The sequence below is a fragment of the Kitasatospora sp. NBC_01287 genome (genome assembly GCF_026340565.1).
Taxonomy (GTDB): Bacteria; Actinomycetota; Actinomycetes; order Streptomycetales; family Streptomycetaceae; genus Kitasatospora.
In genome coordinates, this window is record NZ_JAPEPB010000001.1 from 202,849 (window position 1) to 225,999 (window position 23,151).

The 23,151-nt window shown below is 75.3% G+C and carries 15 protein-coding genes; 5 read left to right on the top strand and 10 right to left on the bottom strand.

Annotation, left to right across the window (positions count from 1 at the left end; genetic code table 11):
• Nucleotides 1-3: 3 nt before the first annotated feature.
• The 10 genes from OG455_RS00500 to eccCa form a co-directional block, all read right to left on the bottom strand.
• Nucleotides 4-441, bottom strand: a complete 438-nt coding sequence (locus tag OG455_RS00500; protein ID WP_266288952.1) for a YbaB/EbfC family nucleoid-associated protein — start codon at nt 439-441, stop codon at nt 4-6.
• A 49-nt stretch (nt 442-490) separates the two neighbouring features.
• Nucleotides 491-3,490 (bottom strand): WXG100 family type VII secretion target, encoded by a 3,000-nt coding sequence (locus tag OG455_RS00505; protein ID WP_266288954.1) that lies wholly within the window; start codon nt 3,488-3,490, stop codon nt 491-493.
• A gap of 184 nt (nt 3,491-3,674) precedes the next feature.
• Entirely contained in the window at nt 3,675-4,220 is a 546-nt protein-coding gene (locus OG455_RS00510; protein ID WP_266288956.1) for a hypothetical protein, read from the bottom strand.
• 6 nt (nt 4,221-4,226) lie between these two features.
• Nucleotides 4,227-4,514, bottom strand: a complete 288-nt coding sequence (locus OG455_RS00515; RefSeq protein ID WP_266288958.1) for a WXG100 family type VII secretion target — start codon at nt 4,512-4,514, stop codon at nt 4,227-4,229.
• A 71-nt stretch (nt 4,515-4,585) separates the two neighbouring features.
• Nucleotides 4,586-4,921: a WXG100 family type VII secretion target gene (locus tag OG455_RS00520; RefSeq protein WP_266288960.1), complete on the bottom strand. Its 336-nt coding sequence runs from the start codon at nt 4,919-4,921 to the stop codon at nt 4,586-4,588.
• A 106-nt stretch (nt 4,922-5,027) separates the two neighbouring features.
• Nucleotides 5,028-8,636, bottom strand: a complete 3,609-nt coding sequence (locus OG455_RS00525; RefSeq protein WP_266288962.1) for a right-handed parallel beta-helix repeat-containing protein — start codon at nt 8,634-8,636, stop codon at nt 5,028-5,030.
• Nucleotides 8,633-11,818 (bottom strand): hypothetical protein, encoded by a 3,186-nt coding sequence (locus OG455_RS00530; protein ID WP_266288964.1) that lies wholly within the window; start codon nt 11,816-11,818, stop codon nt 8,633-8,635. The genes OG455_RS00525 and OG455_RS00530 overlap by 4 nt, the downstream gene beginning before the upstream one ends.
• A gap of 5 nt (nt 11,819-11,823) precedes the next feature.
• On the bottom strand, nt 11,824-13,269 hold the full coding sequence (locus OG455_RS00535; protein WP_266288966.1) for a type VII secretion protein EccB: 1,446 nt from the start codon (nt 13,267-13,269) through the stop codon (nt 11,824-11,826).
• A gap of 10 nt (nt 13,270-13,279) precedes the next feature.
• Entirely contained in the window at nt 13,280-14,794 is a 1,515-nt protein-coding gene (gene eccD, locus OG455_RS00540) for a type VII secretion integral membrane protein EccD (RefSeq protein WP_266288968.1), read from the bottom strand.
• Nucleotides 14,791-18,720 (bottom strand): type VII secretion protein EccCa, encoded by a 3,930-nt coding sequence (eccCa, locus tag OG455_RS00545; protein WP_266300612.1) that lies wholly within the window; start codon nt 18,718-18,720, stop codon nt 14,791-14,793. Before eccCa ends, eccD begins: the two co-directional genes overlap by 4 nt.
• A 670-nt stretch (nt 18,721-19,390) precedes the next feature.
• Between eccCa and OG455_RS00550 the strand changes: the two genes are divergently transcribed.
• The 5 genes from OG455_RS00550 to OG455_RS00570 all read left to right on the top strand — a co-directional run bounded on the left by OG455_RS00550 (nt 19,391) and on the right by OG455_RS00570 (nt 23,010).
• Nucleotides 19,391-19,687 (top strand): hypothetical protein, encoded by a 297-nt coding sequence (locus tag OG455_RS00550; RefSeq protein ID WP_266288970.1) that lies wholly within the window; start codon nt 19,391-19,393, stop codon nt 19,685-19,687.
• A gap of 184 nt (nt 19,688-19,871) precedes the next feature.
• Nucleotides 19,872-20,069 carry a hypothetical protein gene (locus OG455_RS00555; protein WP_266288972.1) on the top strand — a complete coding sequence of 66 codons (198 nt, stop codon included), beginning with the start codon at nt 19,872-19,874 and terminating at the stop codon, nt 20,067-20,069.
• Nucleotides 20,070-20,172: 103 nt separating this feature from the next.
• Entirely contained in the window at nt 20,173-20,919 is a 747-nt protein-coding gene (locus OG455_RS00560) for a hypothetical protein (protein ID WP_266288974.1), read from the top strand.
• On the top strand, nt 20,916-21,908 hold the full coding sequence (locus OG455_RS00565) for a hypothetical protein (RefSeq protein ID WP_266288976.1): 993 nt from the start codon (nt 20,916-20,918) through the stop codon (nt 21,906-21,908). The genes OG455_RS00560 and OG455_RS00565 overlap by 4 nt, the downstream gene beginning before the upstream one ends.
• The gene (locus tag OG455_RS00570) at nt 21,892-23,010 is read left to right on the top strand and encodes a serine hydrolase (RefSeq protein WP_266288978.1); all 1,119 of its coding nucleotides are present in this window, start codon (nt 21,892-21,894) and stop codon (nt 23,008-23,010) included. The genes OG455_RS00565 and OG455_RS00570 overlap by 17 nt, the downstream gene beginning before the upstream one ends.
• Nucleotides 23,011-23,151 lie beyond the last annotated feature (141 nt).

The window sequence follows — 23,151 nt, forward strand, 5'->3', positions numbered from 1 at the left end:
AACTCAGCCGGGGCGGCGCAGGCCCTCCGGCCGACCGTTCTCGACGTACTCCCGCACCTGGTCGGGCATGCCCGGCTGCTCGGGCAGCAGTGCGGTGGGGTCCACCCGGCCCTGGATCAGGTCGGCGATGCCCACCCCGGACGGCAGGTTCAGGGTGGTCAGCTCGGCCACCTGCTCCAGGGCCTTCGCCCTGGCCTGGGAGATGGCCGCGAGCAGGGCCTCGGACAGCTCCTTGGGGGCCATCCGGCGCCAGGCCCCGGTGGGGAACTCGATCGCGGTGACATCGCCCTGCGCGCTCACCGTGGCCTTGACGCTCTGCCGGGGCGCGAGGCCGACACCGGTCACCTCGTTGATCTGCCGCCGGGTCTCGGCGGCCGCCTCGCGCTGGCGCTGGTAGAGGGCCAGCAGGTCCTCGATCTCCTGGTCGTAGGGGGTGCTCATGCCGCTCCTTCCGTTCCGGTGGGGCTTGCGGGGGCGCTCGCACGGGGCCTCACAGGACCGCCGCCGGGTCGATGTCGCCCCAGGTGTCGCCGTCCTGGACCAGCAGGTCCGCGATGCTGCGGCGCTGCGGTTCCTCCTCCGGCTGCTCCGCGGTCTCCTCGGCCGGCTCCTCCTCGGGGACCTCGTCGGTGGAGCGGGCGGAGAGCGCGCCGACCGCGGCGACCGCGGCGGCCGTCAGACCGCCCGGCGCGGGGGTCCGGTCCGGACGCCAGGTGGTCCAGGTGGGGACCTCCTCCTGCTCCTCCTCCGCGTCCCCGGCCGGGGCGACGGCGGCTCGGGCGCCCCAGGTGCCGTCCTCGGCGGTGGCGTAACCGGAGGAGAACACATCGCGCTCCTCGTCCGGGCCGACCAGCCCCCAGAGCAGCGGAACCAGGGTGTCGCCGCCGATGTCCCAGGCGGCGATCTCCTCCCCGGCGCCGACACCGGGCCCGTCGAGCAGGGCGGCGGACTCGGCCTCCGCCTCCGCCTCTGCCAGCCCCTCCGCCTCCGCCTCCGCCTCCGCCTCCGCCTCTGCCTCTGCCTCTGCCAACTCGGACGCTCCGGACGGAGGTTCGGCCACCACCGGCTCGTCGCCCCAGCTCACGGCCTCACCCGCGAGGGCCAGCGGCACGGCGATCATCGGGTCGTCGTGCCGGTGCCTGTGCTGCTGGGCGGCCACGGTCGACGCCTCGGCCAGCAGCACGGCCTCGGCGGCCTCGGCGGCCGACGCCAGGCCGACGGCTCCGGCCGGGGCACCCTGCGGGGAGCCGGCCTCGCCGGTGGCGGCCGGTGCTCCCTCCCACGGCTCACTCTCGCCCTCCAGCAGGCCGGAGGCATCACTGCGCTCGTTGTGCTGGCCCTGCTGCTGACCCGCGCCACCACCCGCGCCCGGCATGAAGGGCATGCCCTCACCCGCACCGGCGGCCGCCTCACCCGCACCGGTGGCCGACCATTCGTCATCGGGCAGCGCGGCAGCGGTCGCCGGATCCTCGGCGAGCTGCTCGGCGGCGGGCGTCGCGGTGAACGGGTCCGTGGCCAGGCCGTGCAGACCGGGGCCGCCGGCCGCCGCGCCGAGTGGCGCGCCGGCCTCCTCGGTCTCCTCGGGCAGGCCGGACCAGGGCTCGGCATCGCCGCTGAGCAGGCCGGAGGCGTCGCTGCGCTCGTTGTTCTGCCCCTGCTGACCCGCGCCACCGCCCGTGCCCGGCATGTACGGCATGCCGTCGCCCTGCCCCTCACCCGCGCCGAGACCGCCGCCGAGCCCCTCACCCAGGCCGTCACCCGAGCCGTCACCCAGGCCCTGGCCCGCGCCGAGCCCGTCACCGGCGCCGAGGCCGTCGCCCACCCCGTCACCCAGGCTGTCCAGGCCCGGTCCGCCGGCCAGGGCGCCGAGCGGCGAACCCGCCTCCTCGCCGCCCACGTCGGTGGAGCCCGACCAGGGCTCCGCGGTGCCGCTGAGCAGGCCGGAGGCGTCGCTGCGCTCGTTGTTCTGCCCCTGCTGGGCCGCGCCACCGCCCATGCCCGGCATGTAGGGCATCCCGCCGTCGCCCTGCCCCTCACCCGCACCGGCTCCGCCGCCGAGGCCGTCACCCAGGCCGTCGCCGGAGCCCAGGCCCTCGCCGGAACCCAGACCCCCGAGGCCGCCGACTCCGTCGCCGAGCCCGTCACCGGCGCCACCCCCGAGCCCGGAGCCCAGCCCGGAGCCGAGGCCCGTCCCGTCGGGCAGAGCGGACTCGGTGGAGAGGCCACCCGGGAAGGCTGCGGGATCGCCGAGCCCGCCGACGCCGCCGGTGCCCAACTCGCCGGGGAAGGACTCGCCCGCGCCGTCGGTGAGCGGGTCGGTGAGCGGGTCGGTCGCCTCGCCCTCGCCGAGCTGCCCCGTCCCCTTGGAGGAGGTGCTGATCGGGAAGGGGGACGGTGTGAAGCCGTCCAGCGGCAGTCCGCCGGCGCCGGTGCCCACGCCGGTACCGCCGGGGAAGGCGGACGGATCACCCAGACCGCCCAGCCCGTCGGTGCCCGTGCCGCCGGGGAAGGCGGACGGATCACCCAGGCCCCCCAGCCCGTCAGTGCCCGTACCGCCGGGGAAACCGGACGGATCGCCGATGCCCCCCGCGGGGTTGAGCGCGGCGTCCATCTGGCCGGGGTCCGCGCCGCCGAAGGGCAGGCCGGAGCCGTCGCCGGTGCCCGTGCCGCCGGGGAAGGGAGAGAGGCCGGGATCCTGGGCGCTCTGCAGGTCGCTCAGGCTGGCGGGCTGCAGGGCCGCGTCGTCGAGGCCCGTCTCGGGGCCGAGGTCGGCCGGGGTGGTGTCGGGGATGTCGCTCGGGTTGTTGTCGCCCGGCGAGGTGATCGGCTGCGGCGAGCGCACCGAGTCGATGGTGACCTGGTACTCCCCCGCCAGGCTCTTGAGCACGGCCCGCATGTCGCTGGTCATCATCTGCACCAGCTGGGGCTTCTGACTGATCGGGATCAGCCCGTTGCTCATCGGCTGGACGCCCATCTGGATCGCCTGGTTGGCGTACCAGTTGTCGATCTCGACGATCTTGTTCTTGGCGTTCAGCAGGTTCACCGCGTTGTCGGCGAGCTGCTGCGGGATCGAGTGGGTGCCGGTGGCGCCGCCCGAGAGCACGTCCGCGGTGGCCTTCACCTGCCGGGTGAAGGTCGTCATCATGTTGATGAACGAGTCGGCCGCGTCGCCCTTCCACGGTCCGTCGGGCCCGGCCAGCGCCTTGGCCTGGGCGTCCAGGCTGTCCGCGATCTCGGAGAGGGTGACCTGCACGGCGTAGAAGGCGTTGGCCGCCTTGTTCAGCGAGTCCGGGTCGGAGACCGAGAGGGCGTGCGACTGGTTGCCGGAGTCGTCCACACCCGCGGACATGCCGGTGATGGCGGCCTCGATCTGCTTCCAGTCCCAGGTGTCGTAGTCGGAGACCGACCCGGGGTCCGAGCCCGGATCGCCGAAGACCGCCCCGTCACCGCCCTGGTTGAAGCCGTTGCCGCTGTAGTCGGTGTCACCCATGGTTCCCTCGTCTCCCCTCCGCGTCGGCCACCGGCGGACCGCCTGCCGCCCCGCCTTGTTCCGTCCGTGCTGTGCTGCGCCGTGCTTCGAGGTGCTGTCAAGTGCGCTGTGCTGTGCGGCGGCCCGGTGCCGCCTCCCGGCGGTGACGTCCTGGCACGCCGTCACCGCCGGGAGGCTCGCGCGCTCAGCCGGCGGGACCGCTCGTCGTCCCCGAGCCGCCACCGTCGGTGATGAGCGAGGTGAAGTCGGCCTGGGAGAGGTTCATCGCGGTCGAGAAGTCGGTCGCCGTCATGTGGCCGGCGTCCTCGACGGTCGTGTACGTGTGGCTCAACTGCTTGATCCCGTCCCGCAGATCGGCCAGCCCCTGGCCGAGGTCGGCGAGCACCAGCAGGTACTTGGCCTTGAGCCCGTCGTCACCGTTCGCGCCGTTGATGTCGGTCCGGATCTTGTTGGCGTGGTAGAACGCGCCCGGCGCGATGCTGACCTCGCCCAACGTGGTCGAGGCCGTCTGCGTGGGCGTGATCAGCAGGTCGACGTTGCCCGCGAAGACGTCCAGCGCCGAGGTGTTGACCGAGGTGCCGGAGCCGCTGCCGTCGTGGCCGGGCACCGGCGGCACGGTGAACGGGTCCGGGTTGTCGTACGTTCCCTGTCCGGGCGTCAGGGTGGTGCCACCGTTGTACGACTGGGGCTGGTGGGTGTTGCGGGGCGGCTGGTTCCGAGTGGCCGGCATCGCGGGTCAGCCCCAGAGCTGAACGCCCTGGCGTTCCCCGTTGGAGTAGTACTCGTTGATGTTGCCGAGCATCTGGGTGGCGGCGGCCGCCTTGGCCGTCATGTCCGCTGCCGCGGCGTCCCACTGGGCCTTGACCTGGGCGTAGGTCTCCTGGGCGTCGCTGGTCCACTCGGAGAGGTTGATCTTCGACTGGCTGTCGAGGTCGGCCAGGGTCTGGTTGATCTTCTGGGTGATGGAGTTCATCTCGCCGACGATGAAGTCGACCTGCTCCATCTGGACGGTGTAGGTGGTCATGACGGGGGCTCCTGGTGGTGAGAGTGACGATGTGTCAGCAGTGCTGCGGAGAATCCGAGTTGAGCGGCGGCTCAGAAGCCGGGCAGGCCGACCGCGCCGGAGGAGATGTTCTGGGCCACCTGCTGCGCGATCTGCTGGGTGTCCTCGTGGGTGTTGGCGTAGACGTTGGTGTTGGACGACAGCTTCTCCAGCATGGTGCGCAGGGCGCCGTTGACCGTGTTGAAGTCCTCCAGCCACTGCTGCATGGCCTGGGTGTAGACGTTGGCGGCGTCGCCGCTCCAGCTGGCCTGGAGGCCCTCGATCTGACCGTCCATCTGGGAGTAGGAGCTCGTGGTCTCGTCCAGGGCGTTCTGGAAGGTGCCCTGGGCAGCGGTCATTCCCTGCAGTTCGACTGAGGTCAGTGCCATCTCGGTGGTCCTTCTCTGCTCGGCCGGCGTTGAGCCGGCGGGTACGGGGTCAGGCGGTCAGGCGGTCAGGCGGTGAAACGGTCGGGGCAGTGGATCTGTCGGGGCGTCAGGAGCGCACCAGCGGCGCGGTCCCGGTCTGGTCCGCCGTCCCCTGGACGGCATGCGGCGCGGCCGACTGAGCCGGTCGCGGATCAACCATGCTCCGACCGGCGGTAGTTGGCGGTTCATCCGGGTGACGCCGCGGTGACGGCCGGACGGCGCCCTGGTGCGCCGCGAGCAGCTCCGTCAGCTCGTCCATGGCGATGGTCCGTGAACGGGCGCCGGCGGTCAGCCACTCGGCCAACCGGTGCAACTCGTAGGCGCCACCGGGGGCGGGGCTCAGCTGCTGCGCGGCCGCGAGCCCGCGGGCCGCCTCCTCGCCCAGCCGGAAGCCGAAGGCGCGCAGCCGGCGATCCACCAACTCCACTGCCTGGCCGGGGGTGTACGGGTCCAGTTCGGCGTACTCGGCGAAGGTCTCGGCCAGCTCGTCGTGCTCGGCGAGCGCCCGGGTCAGCTCGGGGCCGCTGCCGCAGAGCACCAGTACGGCTCCGTGGTCCCGCACCGCGAGCTGGGCCAGCGCGTCCAGCACGGCCGCCTGGTGCTCGGCGGGCCGCAGGTCGAAGGCGGCGTCCCAGGCCACGGCGAGCACGCCGCCCGCCGCCTCGGTCAGCGCGGCGGCCAGCCGGTGCAGCGGCTGCTGCGCCCAGCGCACCGGCACGGCGGACAGCTCGATCCCGCTCAGGGCTCCGTGCGGCAGCAGGTCCAGCTCGGCCAGGCAGCGGGCGTACGCCTGGGCCAGCGCCCGACGGCCGCTGCCGGGCGGCCCCTGGAACACGGCGTGCGCCAGGCCCTCGGTGGAGCGGCCCGCCAGGTGCAGCCGGGTCAGGCTCTCCAGCCGGGTGGCCACGATCCGGCGGGCGCCCTCCAGGCCGGTGAGCTCGGCGAGGGCGCGCAGGCCGGGCAGGGGCTCCGCCGGGGCGTGGGCAGGGGCAGGAGCGGCGGCAGGGGCAGGAGCGGCGGGGGCCGAGGTCCCGGGCCGGGCCTGCGGCTGGGGCGCGGGCTGCGGCTGGGCGGCCGCCGGGTGCGGGACTGCCGGATGCGGGGCTGCCGGGTGCTGCGGGCTCACCGGCGGCTGCGCAGCGGCGGGTTGGGGCTGCGGCACGGCGGCCGGGGCCTTCGCCTTCGCAGCGGGCTGCGCGGCCGGGATAGCTGCCGGGGTAGCGGCCGGGGTAGCGGCCGGGGCCGAGACGGCCGGCGGCGCGGGGCTCTGCCGCACCGGCGCGACCAGCACGTCCGCACCGGTCAGCCGGCTCAACTCGGCGTCGTCCTGCGGCGGCTCGGAGGCCAGCCGGGAGGCCTGACCGCTGATCATCTCCTCGAAGACCTGCCGGGCCACCCGCCCGTTGCCGAAGGTGGCCCCCTTGGGCACCAGGTCGAAGTAGCGGACCAGCGCCTCCAACGCGCTCTCGTCCAGCTCGTAGTAGTGCTTGGCGCACAACCCCCGGACGATGGTGACCAGTTCGTCCGGGCTGTAGTTGGGGAACGCCACGCTGCGGGCGAAGCGGGAGGCCATGCCCGGGTTGGAGGCCAGGAACTGCTCCATCTGCGCCGAGTACCCGGCCACGATCACCACGATCTCGTCGCGGTGGTCCTCCATCAGCTTCATCAGCGTCTCGACCGCCTCCTGACCGAAGTCCGGCCCGGTGCCCCGGGACTGGTTGGTCAGGGTGTACGCCTCGTCGATGAAGAGCACGCCGCCGAGCGCCTTCTGGAAGACCTCGGTGGTCTTGATCGCGGTGCCACCGATGATCTGGGCGACCAGGTCGGCGCGGGCCACCTCCACGATGTGGCCCTTGCTGAGGATGCCGAGCTCGGCCAGCACGGCGCCGTAGAGCCGGGCCACGGTCGTCTTGCCGGTGCCGGGCGGTCCGGCGAAGACCAGGTGGCGGCTCATCGGCGGCATCGGCAGGCCCATCTCCTGCCGCCGCTGGGCCATCTTGTTGACGTTGATCAGGCCGGTGACCTCGCGCTTGACCGACTCCAGACCGACCAGCGCGTCCAGGTCGGCCAGCGGCCCGGTGCCGGTGTGCCGCGGGTTGCCGGGCGCGCCCGGGGCCCCGGCGGCGGGGCTGCCCGACGGGCCGTCGGCCTGCCCACCGTCGGCGTCCCGCGCTCCGTCCGACCGACCGCCGGTGTCCAGCCGCTCCACGGTGACCGGGCCACCGGGCTTCAGCTCGTGCACCGGGCTGCCGCCGTTGTCGCGGATCTCGCAGTCGTGCACCCGCACCGGCGCGTCGGTGTTGCAGCGCACGCCGTCCGCGCCGTTGTCGAAGACCCGGCAGCCGCCCAACTCGGCCCGGCCGGAGGCCTGCACGTGCACGCCGTTGCGCCGGGCTCCGCTGATCCGGCAGCCGGTGGCGGTCAGCGTGCCGCCGGCGACCCGGATGCCGTCCGCGTCGGAGGCGGCGAACTCGCTCTCGGAGGCACGCAGTTCGCTGTCCGCGCCGACCAGCGTCTCACCGCCGTGCAGCGAGCCGGAGACGAACTCGGCCTTGGCGCCGCCGGCCAGCGTCAGCGGTGTGCCGCCGGCCGCGCGCAGCCGTACCTCGCGGAGGCGGGCGGTCACCTCGCCGTCCAGCTCCACGCCGAGCGCGCCCGCCGGGGCGGCGATCTCGCCGCCGGCCAGGCTGAGCGTGACCCGGCCCTGGGCGCGCACCGCGACGGCGGCGGCCTCGCGCACGGTCAGGTCGACCGCCTCGGCCGCCCCCGCGTCCTCGACCAGCAGGCCGATCGGGGTGCCCTCGATCCGGCACTGGTCGAGGACGGCGCGGGCGTCGGCGGCCACCCGCACGCCGCCCACCGCCGCCCCGCTGATCACGCAGGCGCGCAGCAGCGGCGCGGCCCCGGCGCCGACGTGCACCGACTGCCCGCCCGAGCCGGTGAAGACGCAGTCCAGCAGGCTGATCGCGGCGCTGCTGGCGAGGTAGGCGTCCAGGTGAACGCTGTCGGCCACGGTCACCTTGCGCAGCTCGGCGCGGCCCTGCTGCTCGACCGCGACCGCGGGCTTGCCGCTCCGCTCGATCCGGCTGGACTCGACCACGGCCGCGCCCTCGCCGTTGACGCAGATGCCGTTGCCGCGCGCGCCGGAGAAGGTGCAGTCCCGGACGGTGAGCCGGCCCTGCTCGGCCACGACCACGGCGGAGGAGCCGACGTCGGTCACCCGCGAGCGCTCCATGACGTTGCCACCACTGGAGGTGACCACGATGCCGGCGCCCTGGGCGTTGGTCACCGTGCAGTCGCGGAGCGCCAGTTGGCCCTGCTGCCAGGCCAGCACGGCGGCCCAGGCCTCGCCGGAGACCTGGCAGCCGTCCAGCGCCGCCTGGCCGCGCCGCACGTCCAGCACCGGGGCCTCCCGGTCCGCGCCGGCGAGCAGCAGCCCGGTGAGCTGCACCGCCTCGGCGTCCAGCACCACGGTGCTGCCGGAGGCGCTGTGGATCTGCGCCGAGCCGGCCGGGTCGGCGGCCAGCGTCACCGGGCGGGTGATCAGCAACGACTCCTCGTACCGGCCGGGGGCCAGGGTGATCAGCGTGCCGTCCTGGGCGGCGGCCAGGGCGGCGGCGATGGTCCGGTAGGCGCCGGGGCGGTCGGGCGAGACCGCCAGGATGTGACGGCTCATGGTGCTGCTCCCTCAGGGGCCGTGCCCCGGTCGGCGGTGGGCCGCAGGCGGTCCCGGGCGATCAGCAGGCCCGGGGGGTTGCCGAGGACGCCGGGCGTCCCGGCGGTTTCCGAACGGCTCTCCAGTCCCAGGGCGGTGACGGAGCGTTCGAGGCTGTCCAGGGCGATCTCGTCGAGCGGCAGCCGCCGGGCGGCCGGGTCCACGACCGCCGCGGCCCCTGCCTGCGGGTCGCCGGCCGCCTCGGCCGGGGAGAGCTCGCGCAGCAGCACCACCGGGCGGTCCCCCGACTCGTCGGTGCGCAGCACCTTGAAGGCGGTGCCGGGCAGGAACAGCACCCGGTCCGGCGCGGGCGGGTCGAGCAGGGCGGTGCGGCGCGCGGTCATCGACCAGATCAGGAAGTCGGTGCCGCCGGCCGGGGCGGGCGGCGGCGCGGTCCAGGCGGTGCAGAAGGCCCACTCGACCGCGGTGCGGCCGTCCGCGTACCAGGCGCGCTCGGCGGCGGTGAGGCGGGTGCGCAGCAGGGCCGGTCCCCGGTAGGAGGGCAGCCGCCGCAGCCCGGCCGTGACGCAGCGGGCCAGCGGCACGTGCGGCCCCGCCGTGGCGGCGCGGATGGCCTCGTCCACGGCCGTGCTGTCGCCGGAGAGGTAGAGCCGGACGGCGACCAGGTCGGTCAGCGCGTCGACGGTGTCGCTGCGCGAGACGCCGCGCAGGCCCGGCGACTCGGACATCACCCGCGAGACCGTCCCGGCGATGGCGTTGTACCGCGCGCTGAACGTCCGCCGCACCCACGCCCGCTCCTGCTCCAGCCCACGCGCCGGCGGCACCACGCCGGCCGCCGGCCCGGGTACCGTCTGCACCCGCACCCCGGCCACCGGCCGCGCCGGGGCCGCCCGCACGGGCGCCGGTGGCGGTGGCGGCACGGCCACGCTGTCGGGCACCGCCCCGGACTCCATCCGGATCCTGGGTACCGCCATCGCGGGGGACGGCGGGACGGGCGCAGAGTCGAGCGCGACGGGCTCCGGAGCGGGCTCGGGGAACGGGTCGGGCGCGACGGGCTCCGGAGCAGGCGAGGCCGGGGCGTCCCCCCGCGCGGGAGCGGCGGGCCGCGGAATCGTCGGCAGGGCGACGGGGGGCGGCGGCTCGGCCTCGACCAGGCGCGGCAGCGGACGGGTCAGGCCCGCTCCGGTCGGACTCGGCGCCGCGCCAGGTCCGGGAACGGGGGCAGCGGCGGGGACGGGAGCAAGGACGGTGACGGGGGCAGGGCCAGGGACGGGCGCGGGGCCGGCAGGCGCGACACCGACCGGCAGCGGGAAGTCCGCGTCCCCATCCGGGTCCCCCTCCGGGAAGGGCTCGACCTCACCACGGGACACGGGCGCCGGCGGCTCCACCCGCTCCACCCGCTCCACCACCCGGAGGCCGGATCGCGCGGGCCCGTCCGGTCCAGCCGGTCCGTCCGGTCGGGCCGGGGCGGGGTGCGGGCCGGCCACCGCCGTCCCGGTGGCGTCCGTCGCCGTGGGGGGTGAGGGCAGCAGCACGGCGCCGTCGGAGGAGAGGGCGTGCAGGCCGGCGTCGCCGAGGGCGGCGAGCGCGCTGCCGGGAGTGTCGGCAGCCGATTCGGTGCGGAGTCGGCGCGGGGACGGGGTCCGGGTGGGGCCGCCGGTGGGCATCGTCCGGGGGCCTGCGGGTGACGGAGCCTCAAGGGCGTTGCCCAGCGCCACATCACCAGCCGGAGCGGGCGCGGGGACGGACGGCGCGGCCGCGCCGGAGCGGCCGCGCGGGCTCCACGGGGCCTCGTGCAGCGGGCGGCGCTCGGCGGCCCGCGCCGCGGCGACCGCGCGCCAGTCCTCGGCGGTGGGCGGCACGGTCCAGGCGTGGTGGTCGGCGGCAGCCGTCAGGCCGGGGGCGTCGGCGGGGGCGACCCGGAACGCCTCGCGGCTCTCCGGGTCGAGCCGCCAGAGCATGTCCTGGGCCAGGGCGCGCATCCGCGCGGTGCCGGCGGGTGTGCTGTTGTCGTAGAGGATGACGGGGTGGCCCGGCGCGCAGGGCAGGCGGCGGACGTCGTCGGCACCGTCCGGGTCCTCGGCGGACCGGATCCAGAGCCCGCAGGAGATCACCTCGAGCACCGCGTCGGTGGCGTACTGGTAGAGGCCTGGGCCGAGTTGGTGGACCCCGGTGACCGGCTGCCGGATGCCGACCAGGGCGGGCGGCGGGGCCTGATCGGCGTCGCCGCGCGGGGAGTAGACGAGTTCGGCGGCGAAGGGCGCCCAGCCGGGCGAGCCGTCGCCGCGCAGGCCCATGATCCGGGCCGGCCCGTCGCCGACCGAACCGTCGCCGGACTCGACCGTGGGCATCCCGGCGTAGAGGACGACCTGGTGGCCGATCGCGTCGGCCAGCTCCTGACCGACGCTGACCCCGCCCGCCGGCAGTGCCACCGGGCCGAAGTGGATGAAGCGGACCCAGGCGCGCACCGACTGCATGACGGTGTCCCAGACCCGGACGACGTCGTCGAGCGGCACGGCCGGGCCGCCGGGGCTGCCCAGCACGATGTTCATCAGCTGCGGGTGGCTCGGCACCCGGTCCACCAGGCGGCGCCAGCCGGCCAGCGGCGGGCTGGGGCGGGCGCTGCGCACCCAGACGCCACTGGGCACGGCCTCGACCACGCCGTAGGGGCCGCACTCCCACGGCTGGTCGCTGGTGGAGAAGTCCCACATGGGCTTGGGGAAGCGCAGCGAGTCGCGCTCCACGGGGCGGCCGGGCCGGATCCGCAGCCAGCCCGCGCCGTAGTCGGCGGGGATGAAGAGGCCGCCCTGCGAGGTGGGCAGCAGTTCGCCGTCGGGGACCAGCACGGTGCGGCGCAGTCGCTCGGCCAGCAACTGGCCCACGGTGCGCGACTCCTCGGGCGTGGCCCGGCCGAAGACCAGCCGCAGGCCCTTTCCGGGCAGGCGGTCGAGCAGTCGGGCCAGCTGCTGCCAGTGCGGCTCCAGCGCGCCGAAGGGCAGGTCCACCACGACCACGGTGTGCTGGGTGTCGGGGGCCAGCCAGAGCGCGAAGCCGAGGGCCTGCCGGTCGGCGCCGCCCTTGGGGTGGATCAGCATGGCGTCGCCGGCCTGCTGGAGCCGGAGCTGCAGCGGCTGCGGGGTCCGGGTGCGGGGGGCCGCCGGGCCGGAGCGCGTGGGGCTCATCGGGCTCACCCGCCCTGCACGGTGAGTCGGGCCGCGGCGGTGGAGAGCACCGGCCCCTTCGGCAGGACGGCGAGCAGCGCGGCGGGCAGCGGGACGGGCGTGGCGCTGCCGAGGCCGAGGGCGGCCTGGGCCTGCGTGTCGCCGAGCGGGAAGGCGACGCCCTGGTCACTGATCAGGTAGGTCTGCGGGCTGCTCTGCCGCTGCGCCAGCTGGTCCTGGTCCACCGCCAGTACGCCTGCGTTGGACGGGAGTCGGACCGGCCGGGGGTCGTCGTCGGCGGCGGCCTCGACCACCGCCGTGCTGAGCTGCGTGCCGTCGGCCTGCTGGCGCAGGCAGAGGGCGGTGGTGCCGGTGGCGGTCTCGGTGGCGTCCAGCACCTCGGGCAGGTCCGCGCCAGGAGCGGCGGCGGCCGAGACGGGGGCGGCGGCCAGGTCGGCGGCGGTGACCTCACGGGCGCTCGGCGCACCTGGCGCGGCCGCGAGCAGGGCCGCCTCGGTGGGGCCGATCGGGGCGACACCGGTGCTGGTCATCACGTACGCGTGGCCGGCTCCGGCGGCGCCGGTGCGGAAGAGCTGGCCGACCACGGTGGGCACGCCCGCGACGGCGGCGGCCGGTTGGCCGCTGTCGGCGATCGGGGCGGCCGCCAGCGGGGTGCCCTGGGGCAGGGCGGCGAGCCAGTCCGCGGGGGCGGCGTGCGGCTGGTCGCCGTCCAGGCCGAGGGCGATCAGGGTGGCGGCGCCCGGCACCGGGTGCAGCACGCCGCGCCAGAGCAGCGAGCGGTGTCCGTCCGGGCCGGTGAGCAGCAGTTGGCGGTCGGCGGGCAGCGTGGTGGTGTGCGCGGCCGGGGCGAGGTCGACGCGCTCGGCCCCGCCGCCGGAGCCGGTCGCACCCTGACCGGTCGCACCCTGACCGGTCGTGCCCAAGCCGGTCGTGCCCAAGCCGGTCGTGCCCAAGCCGGTCGTGCCCAAGCCGGTCGTGCCCAGGCCGGTGGGGGCCAGGCAGCGGGTCCAGACGGCGCCGGTGAGCGCCGTGGGGGCGGGCAGGCTGTCGGGCGCCGCGGCGATGCCGACCGGCGCGCCGTGCGGGGTGTCGCCCAGGTCCTTGGTGGAGACCTCGCGCAGGGTGGCGCCCTTGCCGAGGATCAGCAGCGCGGAGGCGTAGTTGCGGACCGGGCGCAGCGTGCCGCCGAGGTAGAGGTAGCGGGTGCCGGTCCGCTGCTCCATCACGATGGTGCCCGGCGCGCGCCAACTGTCGTTCACTGGAGGGGAGATCAAGCCGTAGACGCCGAACCCGGCGCAGAGCAGCAACGCCGTCCCGGTGCCCAGCACGGTGCCCAGCGCGGCGCGGCGGCCCGGCTGGTCGCCGCGGCCCGGGTCGCCGGTGAGCAGGGCGGTGGAGAGGCGGCCCACGGCGAACCGGTAGGCCTGCAGGTGGTCGCGTCGGGTCTGCATCCGTACCCCCTCAGCCGGCCAGCGAGCGGAAGTAGCCGTAGGCGTGCAGGGTCTGCAACAGCAGCGGCAGCAGCGCCACGGTGGTGGCCGTCTCCAACCGGTCGCCCACGTGGCCCCAGATCGGCAGCAGCCGGGCGGTGGGCAGCCGGAGCGCGGCCAGCAGCAGTGCGGCCGCGGCCAGCAGCAGCACGGCGAGCAGGGCGAGCCGGTGGCCGGGGCCGCCGGGCACCGCCCGTACCAGCAGCAGCACGGCCAGGCCGAGGGCGGCGGAGAGCACCGTGGGCAGCCGCTGCAGGGTGCGGGCCAGACTGCGGGCGCGCAGCAGCACGGCGGCGGCGAGGACCAGCGGCAGCACCCAGCCGATCCAGCCGTGATCGTGCGTCAGGTACCAGAAGCCGGCGGCGTAGACGAGGCCGGAGCCGAGGCTGAGCACGTCCAGGCAGGCGTTGGCGAAGCCGACCCGCTGTTCGACCCGCTCCTGCGGCTCGGGGTCCAGGTCCTGCTGCAGCTCCTCGGCGTTGTGCGGCAGCGGCGGCACCCGAAGGCGGGCGGCGCGCAGGGCCAGCCGCGGGCCGAAGTGCCCGATCACGAAGAGCCCGCCCGCGACGATGCCGGCGGCCTGCGCGCCGTGCCAGTGCGCGGCCTGCGTCAGTGCGGCGCCGACGGCGGCGGCCGCGGCGGTGAGCAGGGCGGTGCCGGGCAGCTGCGGCGGGAGTGCGCGCAGGGCCAGCAGGGCGATGGCGAGCACGCTGACGCAGGCGGCGGCGGTCAGCACGCCGGGCAGCCCGGGGGCGTAGCCGCCGTGCGGTCCCGGCCGGAAGGTCAGCCCGGCCAGGGCGCCGAAGGCGAGGGCGCCGAGGCCGGCCACGGCGGCCACCGAGCGGGCCCCGGCGGTGGCACGGTCACGGCTGAGCGCGGCCGCGGCGGCGGCCGCGCCGAGCAGCACGGCCGTGGCGCCCGCGCCGAGCGCTGTGGTGGCGCCGGGGCCGCCGCCGAGCAGTCCGGCGGCCAGCGCGAGGAGCGCGAGGACGGCCAGGGCCAGCGCGAGTTGGCGGGTGGTCCGCGGCTCCCAGCGGCCGGGGCGGGCGCTGACCACGTGGCCGACGCCGTCCGCGAGGTCGTCGAAGTGCAGGGCGGGCAGCGGGTCGTCGGCGGGGCGCAGGTGCAGCGTCTCACCGTGGCGCAGCCGGTGGCTCTCGACGGTGCCGTCCGGGTCCAGCGGCTCCTCGCCGAGGCGCTGGAGCACCCAGGCGGTGCCCGGCTCGACGGCGGGAGCCGGGGCGGGGGCCGCGGCCTGGGCCGCCGCTGCGCCCTGGGCGGGCACCGGCGCGACGGCGGGGGCGGGGGTGCCGAGCCGGCGGAGCAGCAGCGGCAGCAGCGCGGAGAGGGGGGTGGCCACCGGCACGGCCAGGTCGGCGCTGCCGCCGGGGCCGACCACGGTGAGCCGGCACACCTCCGCGCCGGTGAGCGTCGGCGCGGTCGCGGTTGACAGCATGGTGCTCCCGTTCGGATGAGTGGTGGTCATCGGCCCTCCACCAGGCCCGTCTGCACCAGCCGCACGGAGCGCCGGGTGACCAGTTGGGCGCGGCCGGCGGGCAGCGTGCGCGGCTTCGCCTCGCCGATGAACTTGCCCTCCTCCTTGGGGTAGGAGAAGAGCAGCGCCGGGTTGCCCAGCTCCCACATCCGGCGCAGCAGCGGGTCGGACATCGCCCGCATCGCGCCGGAGGTGCTGCGGGCAACCACCAGGTGCATGCCGATGTGCGGGCCCTGGGCCAGCAGCGGCAGCAGGGGGGCGAGCGGCGAGGGGGTGCCCGTCGCGCCGCCGAAGAGGTCGTAGTCGTCGACCACCACGAAGAGCCGCGGGCCCTGCCACCAGTCGCGGCGGGCCAGTTGCTCGGGGGTGATCTCCGGGCCCGGCACCCGCTTGGTCATGGAGACGGCCGCGTTGGTGGCGAGCGCGGCCAGCGCGTCGCGTTCGACGGCGTAGCCGACCCGGTACTCCTCCGGCACGCTCGCCAGCAGGCCGCGGCCGGGGTCGGCCACCATGATCCGGGCCTGCTCGGGGGTGCGGTGCTCGGTGAGGGCGCGGATCACCAGGCGCAGCGCGTTGGTCTTGCCGGTCTCGCCGTCACCGAAGACCATCAGGTGGGCCTGGGCGGAGAAGTCGTGCCGGACGGGCTCCAGGCGCTGCTCGTCCCAGCCCAGGGCGATCTTCAGGTCGCCCTCGGGCGGCGGCAGTTGGGCGACCGGCAGGCGGGTGGGCAGCAGGCGCACGCCAGGGGCGGCGGGGCCGGTCCAGAAGGTGTCGATCTCGGCGACGGCCGCCTTGGTGGCCTCGGTGAGGTCGGCGGTGGCGGCGGAGCCGTCCAGCCGGGGCAGCGCGGAGAGGAAGTGGTGGCTGCCGGCGGTGATGCCGCGCCCTGGGCGGTGCGGGACGGCCTGGGCCACCCGCGAGCCGACCTCGGACTCCATCGGGTCACCGAGCCGCAGCTCCAGCTTGGTGCCGAGCAGGTCGCGCAGCCGCGGCCGCAGCTCGGACCAGCGCACGGCGGAGGCGATCACGTGGATGCCGAAGGAGAGGCCGCGCGCGGCCAGCTCGATGACCTTGGGCTCCAGGTCCTCGTAGTCCTGACGGAGGGTGAACCAGCCGTCCACGACCAGCAGGACGTCGCCGTAGGGGTCCTCGACGCCGCCCCGGGCGCGCTGCGCGCGGTAGGCGGTCATGGATTCCAGGCCCAGGTCGGCGAAGGCCTGCTCGCGGCGTTCCAGCAGCTGGCTGAGCTCGGCGACGGTGCGCAGCACCCGGTCCCGGTCGAGCCGGGAGGCCACCGAGCCGACGTGCGGCAGTCCGGAGGTGGAGGCGAGGCCGCCGCCGCCGAAGTCCAGGCAGTAGAACTGGATCTCCTCGGGGGTGTGGGTCAGCGCCAGCGAGAGGATCAGGGTGCGCAGCAGCGTGGACTTTCCGGTCTGCGGGGCGCCGACCAGGCCGATGTGGCCGTCGGCGCCGGACAGGTCGGCCACCAGCAGTTCGCGCAGCTGCTCGTAGGGGCGGTCCACCATGCCGAGGGCGACCCGCAGCGAGCCGGTGCCGGCCGGTCCCGGCGCGGACATGCCGCGGGCAGGATCGGGGACGATGCCGGGCAGCAGCTCGTCCAGGCTGGGCGAGGAGTTGAGCGGGGCGAGCCAGACCTGGCGGGCCGGCGGACCGGCCTCCTCCAGCCGTCCGACCAGCAGTTCGAGCAGGCTCTCGCCGGCCTCGGCCGGTTCGGTCGGCGCGGCGGGCCGCTCCTGATGCTGCTCGCGGGCGGCGGTGAGTTCCGCGATCCGCTCGGAGAGCAGCCGGCCCTGCCGGGCCAGGGCGAACGGGACGACCTCGAACCCGCTCTCCTCCCCCGCGCTCTCGGTGGCGACGCCCACGACCCGCTCCGGGGCCGGGCCGGAGACGTAGGCGGCCTTGAACCGGACCAGGTTGGTGGTGTCGATCTTGAGGAAGCCGTTGCCGGGAGCGGACGGCAGCTCGTAGGCGCTGGCCACCCCGATCACCGAGCGGGACTCCATCGCGGAGAAGGTGCGCAGGGCCACCCGGTAGGAGAGGTGGCCCTCCACCTTGTGGATGCGGCTCTCGTCCAGGCGCTGCGAGGCCAGCAGCAGGTGCACGCCCAGGCTGCGCCCGAGGCGGCCGATGGAGACGAAGAGGTCCACGAACTCGGGCTTGCTGGCCAGCAGTTCGGAGAACTCGTCGACGATGACGAGCAGCGAGGGCAGCGGGGCCAGATCGGCGCCGCCGCCGCGCGCCTTCTCGTAGTCGTAGAGCGAGGAGTACCCGGCGGTGCGCAGCAGCTCCTGACGGCGGATCATCTCGCCGTTGATGGAGTCGCGCATCCGGTCGACCAGGTGGATCTCGTCGGCCAGGTTGGTGATCACGGCGGAGGTGTGCGGCAGCCGGTCCATGCCGAGGAAGGTGGCACCGCCCTTGAAGTCCACCAGCACCAGGTTGAGCACCTCGGAGGAGTGCGTGACGGCCAGGCCGGTGACCAGGGTGCGCAGCAGCTCGCTCTTGCCGGAGCCGGTGGCCCCGATCAGCAGGCCGTGCGGGCCCATGCCGCCCTGGGCCGACTCCTTCAGGTCCAGCTCGACGACCTCGCCCTCGTCGGTGACGCCGAGCGGCACCTTGAGCCGGGCCGACTGCTCCAGGCGCGGCCGCCACTTGGCGGCCACGTCGAAGCCGTGCGGGTCGCGGATGCCGAGCAGCGCGGAGAGGTCGAGGTCGGACTCCAGCCCCCGGTCGGCCAGGTCCACGCTGCCGCCGGTGCGCAGCGGGGCCAGGGCGCGGGCGAGGGTCTGCGCCCCCGCGGCGCTCAGCGCGTCCGCCTCCGCGGTGACGGTGGCCTCCCCGCTGGGGAACTCCACCTTGCCCTCGCGCAGGGTCAGCCGGAGCACCATGGGTCCACCGGTCATCGCGCCGGTGGCGTCCAGCAGCAGCACGTTGCGCAGGCCGCCGTTCAGCAGCCGGGAGGTGTCGGGCAGCCGCAGGCCCTGGGCGAGGATCACCACATAGGGCTCGGCGGTGCTCGGCGAGGCGCCCGGGTCGTGGTCGGGCCGGTCGCGCACCTCCGAGCCGAGCAGCTCCAGCAGCGCGTCGTGGCTCTCGGCGGCCAGCCGCAGCGGCCCCGCGTCGTCCTCCTCGCCGCGGTGGCCGTTGTGCGGCAGCCACTTGAGCCAGTCCCACTCGGCCTGCGCCGCGGGCCCGCCGAGCAGCGCGATGCGCAACTCCTCCGGCGAGTGCAGGGCCACCAGTTGGCCGATGACGGCACGGGCCAGCGCGAGCGCGTCGGTGCCCGAGCCGGCCAGCTCGACGGCGGTGAACCGGCGCAGCGAGACCGGGATCGGCAGCCGGGGCACCACCTGGTGCGCCTTGGTGAAGCGGCGCAGCGAGACCGCCGCGAGCGGCTCCAGGTCCTCCACCGGACGGGTCTGCGGGGGCACGAACTCCAGTGCCGCGCGGCGCGGTCCGAGTCCGATCCGCACCCGGGCGAAGTCCTCGTGCCCGGGCCTGCGCTCCCACACGCGCGGGCCCCGCACGAAGGCGGTCAGCCGGGCCGGGTCCGGGTTGTCCCAGAGCAGCGCGGCCCGCTGCGCGTGCGCCGCCTGGCGTGCCTGGCGGCGCTTCTGACCCAGGTAGCGCAAGTAGTCGCGGCGCTCGGCGTGCATCCGGCGGCGGCGCTCGCCGCCGGAGCGGCCGAGCTGGGTCAGCGTCATGCTGACCATGGCCACGCCCATCATCCCGGACATCATGTAGGTGCTCGGCCCGGCGCTGCGCATGGAGAACATCAGCACCATGGCGCCGACGCCGAGGCCCATCGGCAGGTAGAGGAGCGCGGAGCCGAGGTCCGCCGAAGCGGGCTCGCCCAGCACGGGCGGCTCGGCCAGCTCCACCTCGCCCTCGGGCATGGCCGGGGCCTCGGCTCTGGGCCCGCGCTTGGCCTGAACGGTACTCAACGCCGCGTCAGCTCTCCCCCGCCACCTGCGGCCGGGGCTCCGGCCGCGGCGGCACCGCCGGCTGCGGCCGCACACCTCGGCGCCGTCCGAACGGGAATCGCCTGCATGGCGCAACGCTCGCTTTCGCATCGCTCCGACGTACGGCCGAGCCGCACGCCTTCGAACCTGGTTCCCCCGAACGGCCCAAGTGTTTATGGTGAGTTGGACCGATGACTAGTCTTCTGATCCGTCGGCCGGGGGATTTTGACGAATGGCCACCTCCGCAACCCGTCCCGTCCAACTCCGCGGATCCCGTGGTTCGCTTTCCCCTTCGCACGACGACACCGGCTTCCGGCACTCGTCGGGGCGCCGGGCGAGCGGCAGGCAAGCGCCGGCACCCGACCGGGCCGCGATCCGGGAGCGGACGGTCCGGCGGGAGGCGGCGGAGGCGGAGGCGGAGGCGCGGGGGGACTGGCGGCGGCCGCGCACCGCTCGGAGCGAGCCCGGCGGGAGGCGGCGCGGCAGCCGGCGCCTGCGGCCCCCGTCCCTCAAACGCCCTACCCCGGCTGCCGGGGCGGCGGATCGCGGCCACGATCTGGAGAGGCACGTGCGGTGCCGAAACGCCAACCAGAGGTGGAAGACCATGAGGGTGTTGCTGACGGTCCAGATGGACACCGAGAGGGCGAACAAGGCGATCACGGGCAAGACGCTGGCCCACACCATGCAGTCGGTGTTCGAGCGGATCAAGCCGGAGGCCGCGTACTTCGGAGCGAAGGACGGGATGCGCACCGCCTTCGTCGTCCTCGACCTCAAGGAGCCGTCCGACATCCCGAGCATCGCCGAGCCGTTCTTCCAGGACCTCGGCGCCAAGATCACCTTCATCCCGGTGATGAACTTCGACGAGGTCCAAGCCGGCCTGCAGAAGATCTCGGCGAGCTGAGGCCGGCCCGCGCCGACGCCTGGCCCCACCCGTGGAGGAGCTACGGGTGGGGCCAGTCCGGTGCCTGCGGTGAACCGACGGCCCACTCCTCATGTCTCGCGCGGCCCGGGGTGTCCGTCGCAGACTGGTCGTGGGGGGCGCCGCCGGTTGTGGCGGTGACGTCTTGTTGGAGGAGGCGTTCCAGATGGCGATCCAGGAAATGGCGCGTCCAGCGGTGACGCACCGTGCGTCGGAGCGGGAGCGGCTCGCGGCCACCGCGCTGATGGCGGAGCCGGAGACGGTGGTCAGTGACCCGCCGCTCTTCAGCCCCCAGGCGGTGGGCGCGCTGCTGCTGGGCCTGCTGCTCTCCCCGAAGACCCCCAAGGAGCGGGCGCCGCGCTAGCTGCGGCGGCGCTCCGCGCTCCGCGGCCCGCGCGGCCCGCGGAGCAGGCCACCGAGGCCACCGCCGCTCCATGGCGGCGGCCGTGAGTGAAGGATGATCCGCCATGCCGTTCACGGAGACCTCGCCGCAGGACGAGTTCGCGGTCGCGGTCGAGTGGGTGGCAGATCGAGTCCTCGGCGCCCTGACCGGCGCCGGGGACGTCGATCCGCCCAGGAACATCCCCGCCGACGGCCACCCGGACGCCCCCGCGGAGCCGGCCACCGCCGCCGCGCTGCGCGTGCTCGGCCCGGACCTGTTCGCGCCGGGCCTGTTCACCGGGATGCCGATCGACGCCGGGACCGCCACGGCGCTGGCCGAGGCGGGGCACCGCTTCGGGGCCTTCGAGCCGCCCGGCCGGGGCCCGGACGAGCTGGTGGTCGGCTGGCGGGACTGGGCCACCGCCGAGCTGCTGACCCGAGCCGGCTGGGCGGTCCCCGTGCACCGGCCCGACGCCGTCCCGCCGGCCCCCGACCCGCTCACCTCCCCCTCGGGCTGGCAGCCCTGGTCGGTCCGGATGTCCCAGCTCGCCCCCCTCGCGCTCCCCGGCCTGGACAGCCCGGTCCACGAGCAGGCACGACAGGCCCCGCTCGCCCTGGCCCGCGGCGCCACCCGCTCGGTCCTGCGCCGCGACCACCGCACGGCAGCCCGACTGGCCCGCTGGCTCGCCTGGCTGCAGGCGACCGGCACGCCGGTCCCGATCGAGGTCGCCCCGCTGCTGCGCCACCTCGCCCAGGTCGGCGGCGGCAGTGCGCGCACCACGCTCGACCTGGAGATCGCCCGACGCCTGCCGGCAGGAGAGCCCTCCCGATGACCGAGTCCCGGAGCGGAAGCAAGACCGAGGGCGAGCGCAAGACCGAGAGCGGGAGCAAGAGCGCGACCCTCGCCACCGCCCACACCGTCGCCGCCACCTCCCTGGCCTGGCTGCACGGTCAGCACCAGCTGGGTCGCGGCGCGCTCCCGCCGGACGCCGGCATCGAGCCGGCCGACCCCGACGGCGCCTACAAACCGCTCGGCGAGTACGCGCTCGCCGCCTCGCTGGTGCTGCGCGAACGGGTCGCGGGAGCCGCCGAAACCCGCCTGGCCCGCGAGCTGCTGGAACGCGGCTGGCAGCAACTCCGCTGCGGCGACCTGCTCTTCGACCGTCAGCTTCGCTACCAGCTGCTCACCGACCCGCTGGAGACCTACGCGCACTTCGTCCGCGGCGGCTACCGCCACCGGGCGCTGGACCAGTTGCTCGCCGAGCTCGGCGAACTGCGCTCCTCGCACGCCGTGGAGATGTACCCCAACCGCAGACTCGCGGTCGCCAACGCCCGCCGGGTGGCCGGCCTCGACCACCGCCCCGACTGGGGCGCGCTGGCCGACGCGACCTGGCTGGGGGCCAGGCCCGAGCCGTGGGCGATCGACTGGAAGACCGCCTACGACATGACCCACACCGTCTTCCACCTCACCGACTGGGGCGCCCGCCCCGAAGGCCTGCCGGAGCCGATCGCGAGCTATCTGCACGACTGGCTGCCGGTCTGGCTCGACGTCTGGTCGGAGGCCGGCCTGTGGGACCTGGTCGGCGAACTCCTCATCGTGGACGCCTGCCTGGCCCGGCCCGTCGGCGACGCCAGGGCCTGGGAACGACTCGCCCAGGCCCAGCGCCCGGACGGGCTGCTCCCGCGCGACAGCGACCCGGTCGACGACAGCGATCCGGACGCCACCTTCAAGAACCACGAACACACCGCCGTCGTGGCGGTGGTCGCCGGCACCCTCACCCTGGCCCGCGCGCTCGGAACCGGCCGTGCTGCCACCGCCTGAGCCGGCTCCCGACAACCAGGCCACCGACGACCAGGCCCCCGGCAGCCAGGCCCCCGACGGGCGACCTGCCCAGGCCGACTCCCGGGAACTGGCCGCCCTCCTCGGCTGCCTGGCACCGCGCGCCGCCCTCTCGCTCGCCCTGGTCCACGGCGCCACCCACACGTTCCACACGCACGGCCGCACCGCGGGGGCGGCCGGCGCGCCCGTGACGCCCGACACGGCGTTCGAGCTCGGATCGGTGAGCAAGACCTTCACCGCGCTCCTGCTGGCCGAATCCGTCGCACGCGGTGAACTCCGGTACGAGCAAACCATCGACACGCTGCTCACGCCGCGGCACCGCCCGGTGCCGCGCCGGGGCGGCCCGATCACCCTGCTCCACCTGGCCACCCACACCTCCGGGTTGCCCCGGCTGCCACCAGGCCTGCCGCGCAGGGCGCTGCCCCGCTGGTGGACCAACCCGTACGAGGCCTTCTCGCCGGAGCAGTTGATGGCATCACTGGGCCGGACCCGGGTCCGCAGTTACCCCGGGAGCCGGGTCCGGTACTCCAACTTCGGCGTCGGGTTGCTCGGCCGGCTGCTCGCCGACGCCGCGAACACCGACTACCCCGACCTCCTGGCCGAACGGATCTGCGCACCGCTCGGGCTCACCGGGACAGGCTGCGCGCCGAACCCGCGCTCCCAGGCGATCGGCCACGCGCGGGGCCGGGACCTGCCGCCCTGGCGGATCCCGGCGCTGCCGGGCGCCGGCGCGATCCGCTCCACCGGGCGCGACCTGGCGCTCCTGCTGCGGGCCCACCTTGCCGCGGCCGGGAGCCCGCGACCGGACGGAACCTCACTGCACACCGCGCTGCGCGAGGTGCAGCGGCCACGGCTGGCCGTGCCACGCGGCGGCGACCGGCTCGGCCTGGTCTGGAACCTGCGCCGCCGCGGCGAGGTCGACCTGCTCTTCCACTCGGGTGCCACCCGCGGGTTCACGGCCTTCGTCGGCTTCGCCCCGCGCACCGGGGTCGGGCTCGCCGCGCTGACGAACCAGGCACCGACGCTGGACGGCCGGTTCATCCAGGCCGCCTACGAGCTGCTGAAGTCGCCGACGGTTGCGTGAGGCCATCTCTGCGATCAATTTCTGACCGTCACTCAGCTCCGTCGCGTGGAAGCAGAGTGGAAACAGAGTGGAAGCAGACTCGGATGCTGGTGTTCCGACCTACAACGCGGAGGCCCCACCCATGGCCTTGCCATGATTGAT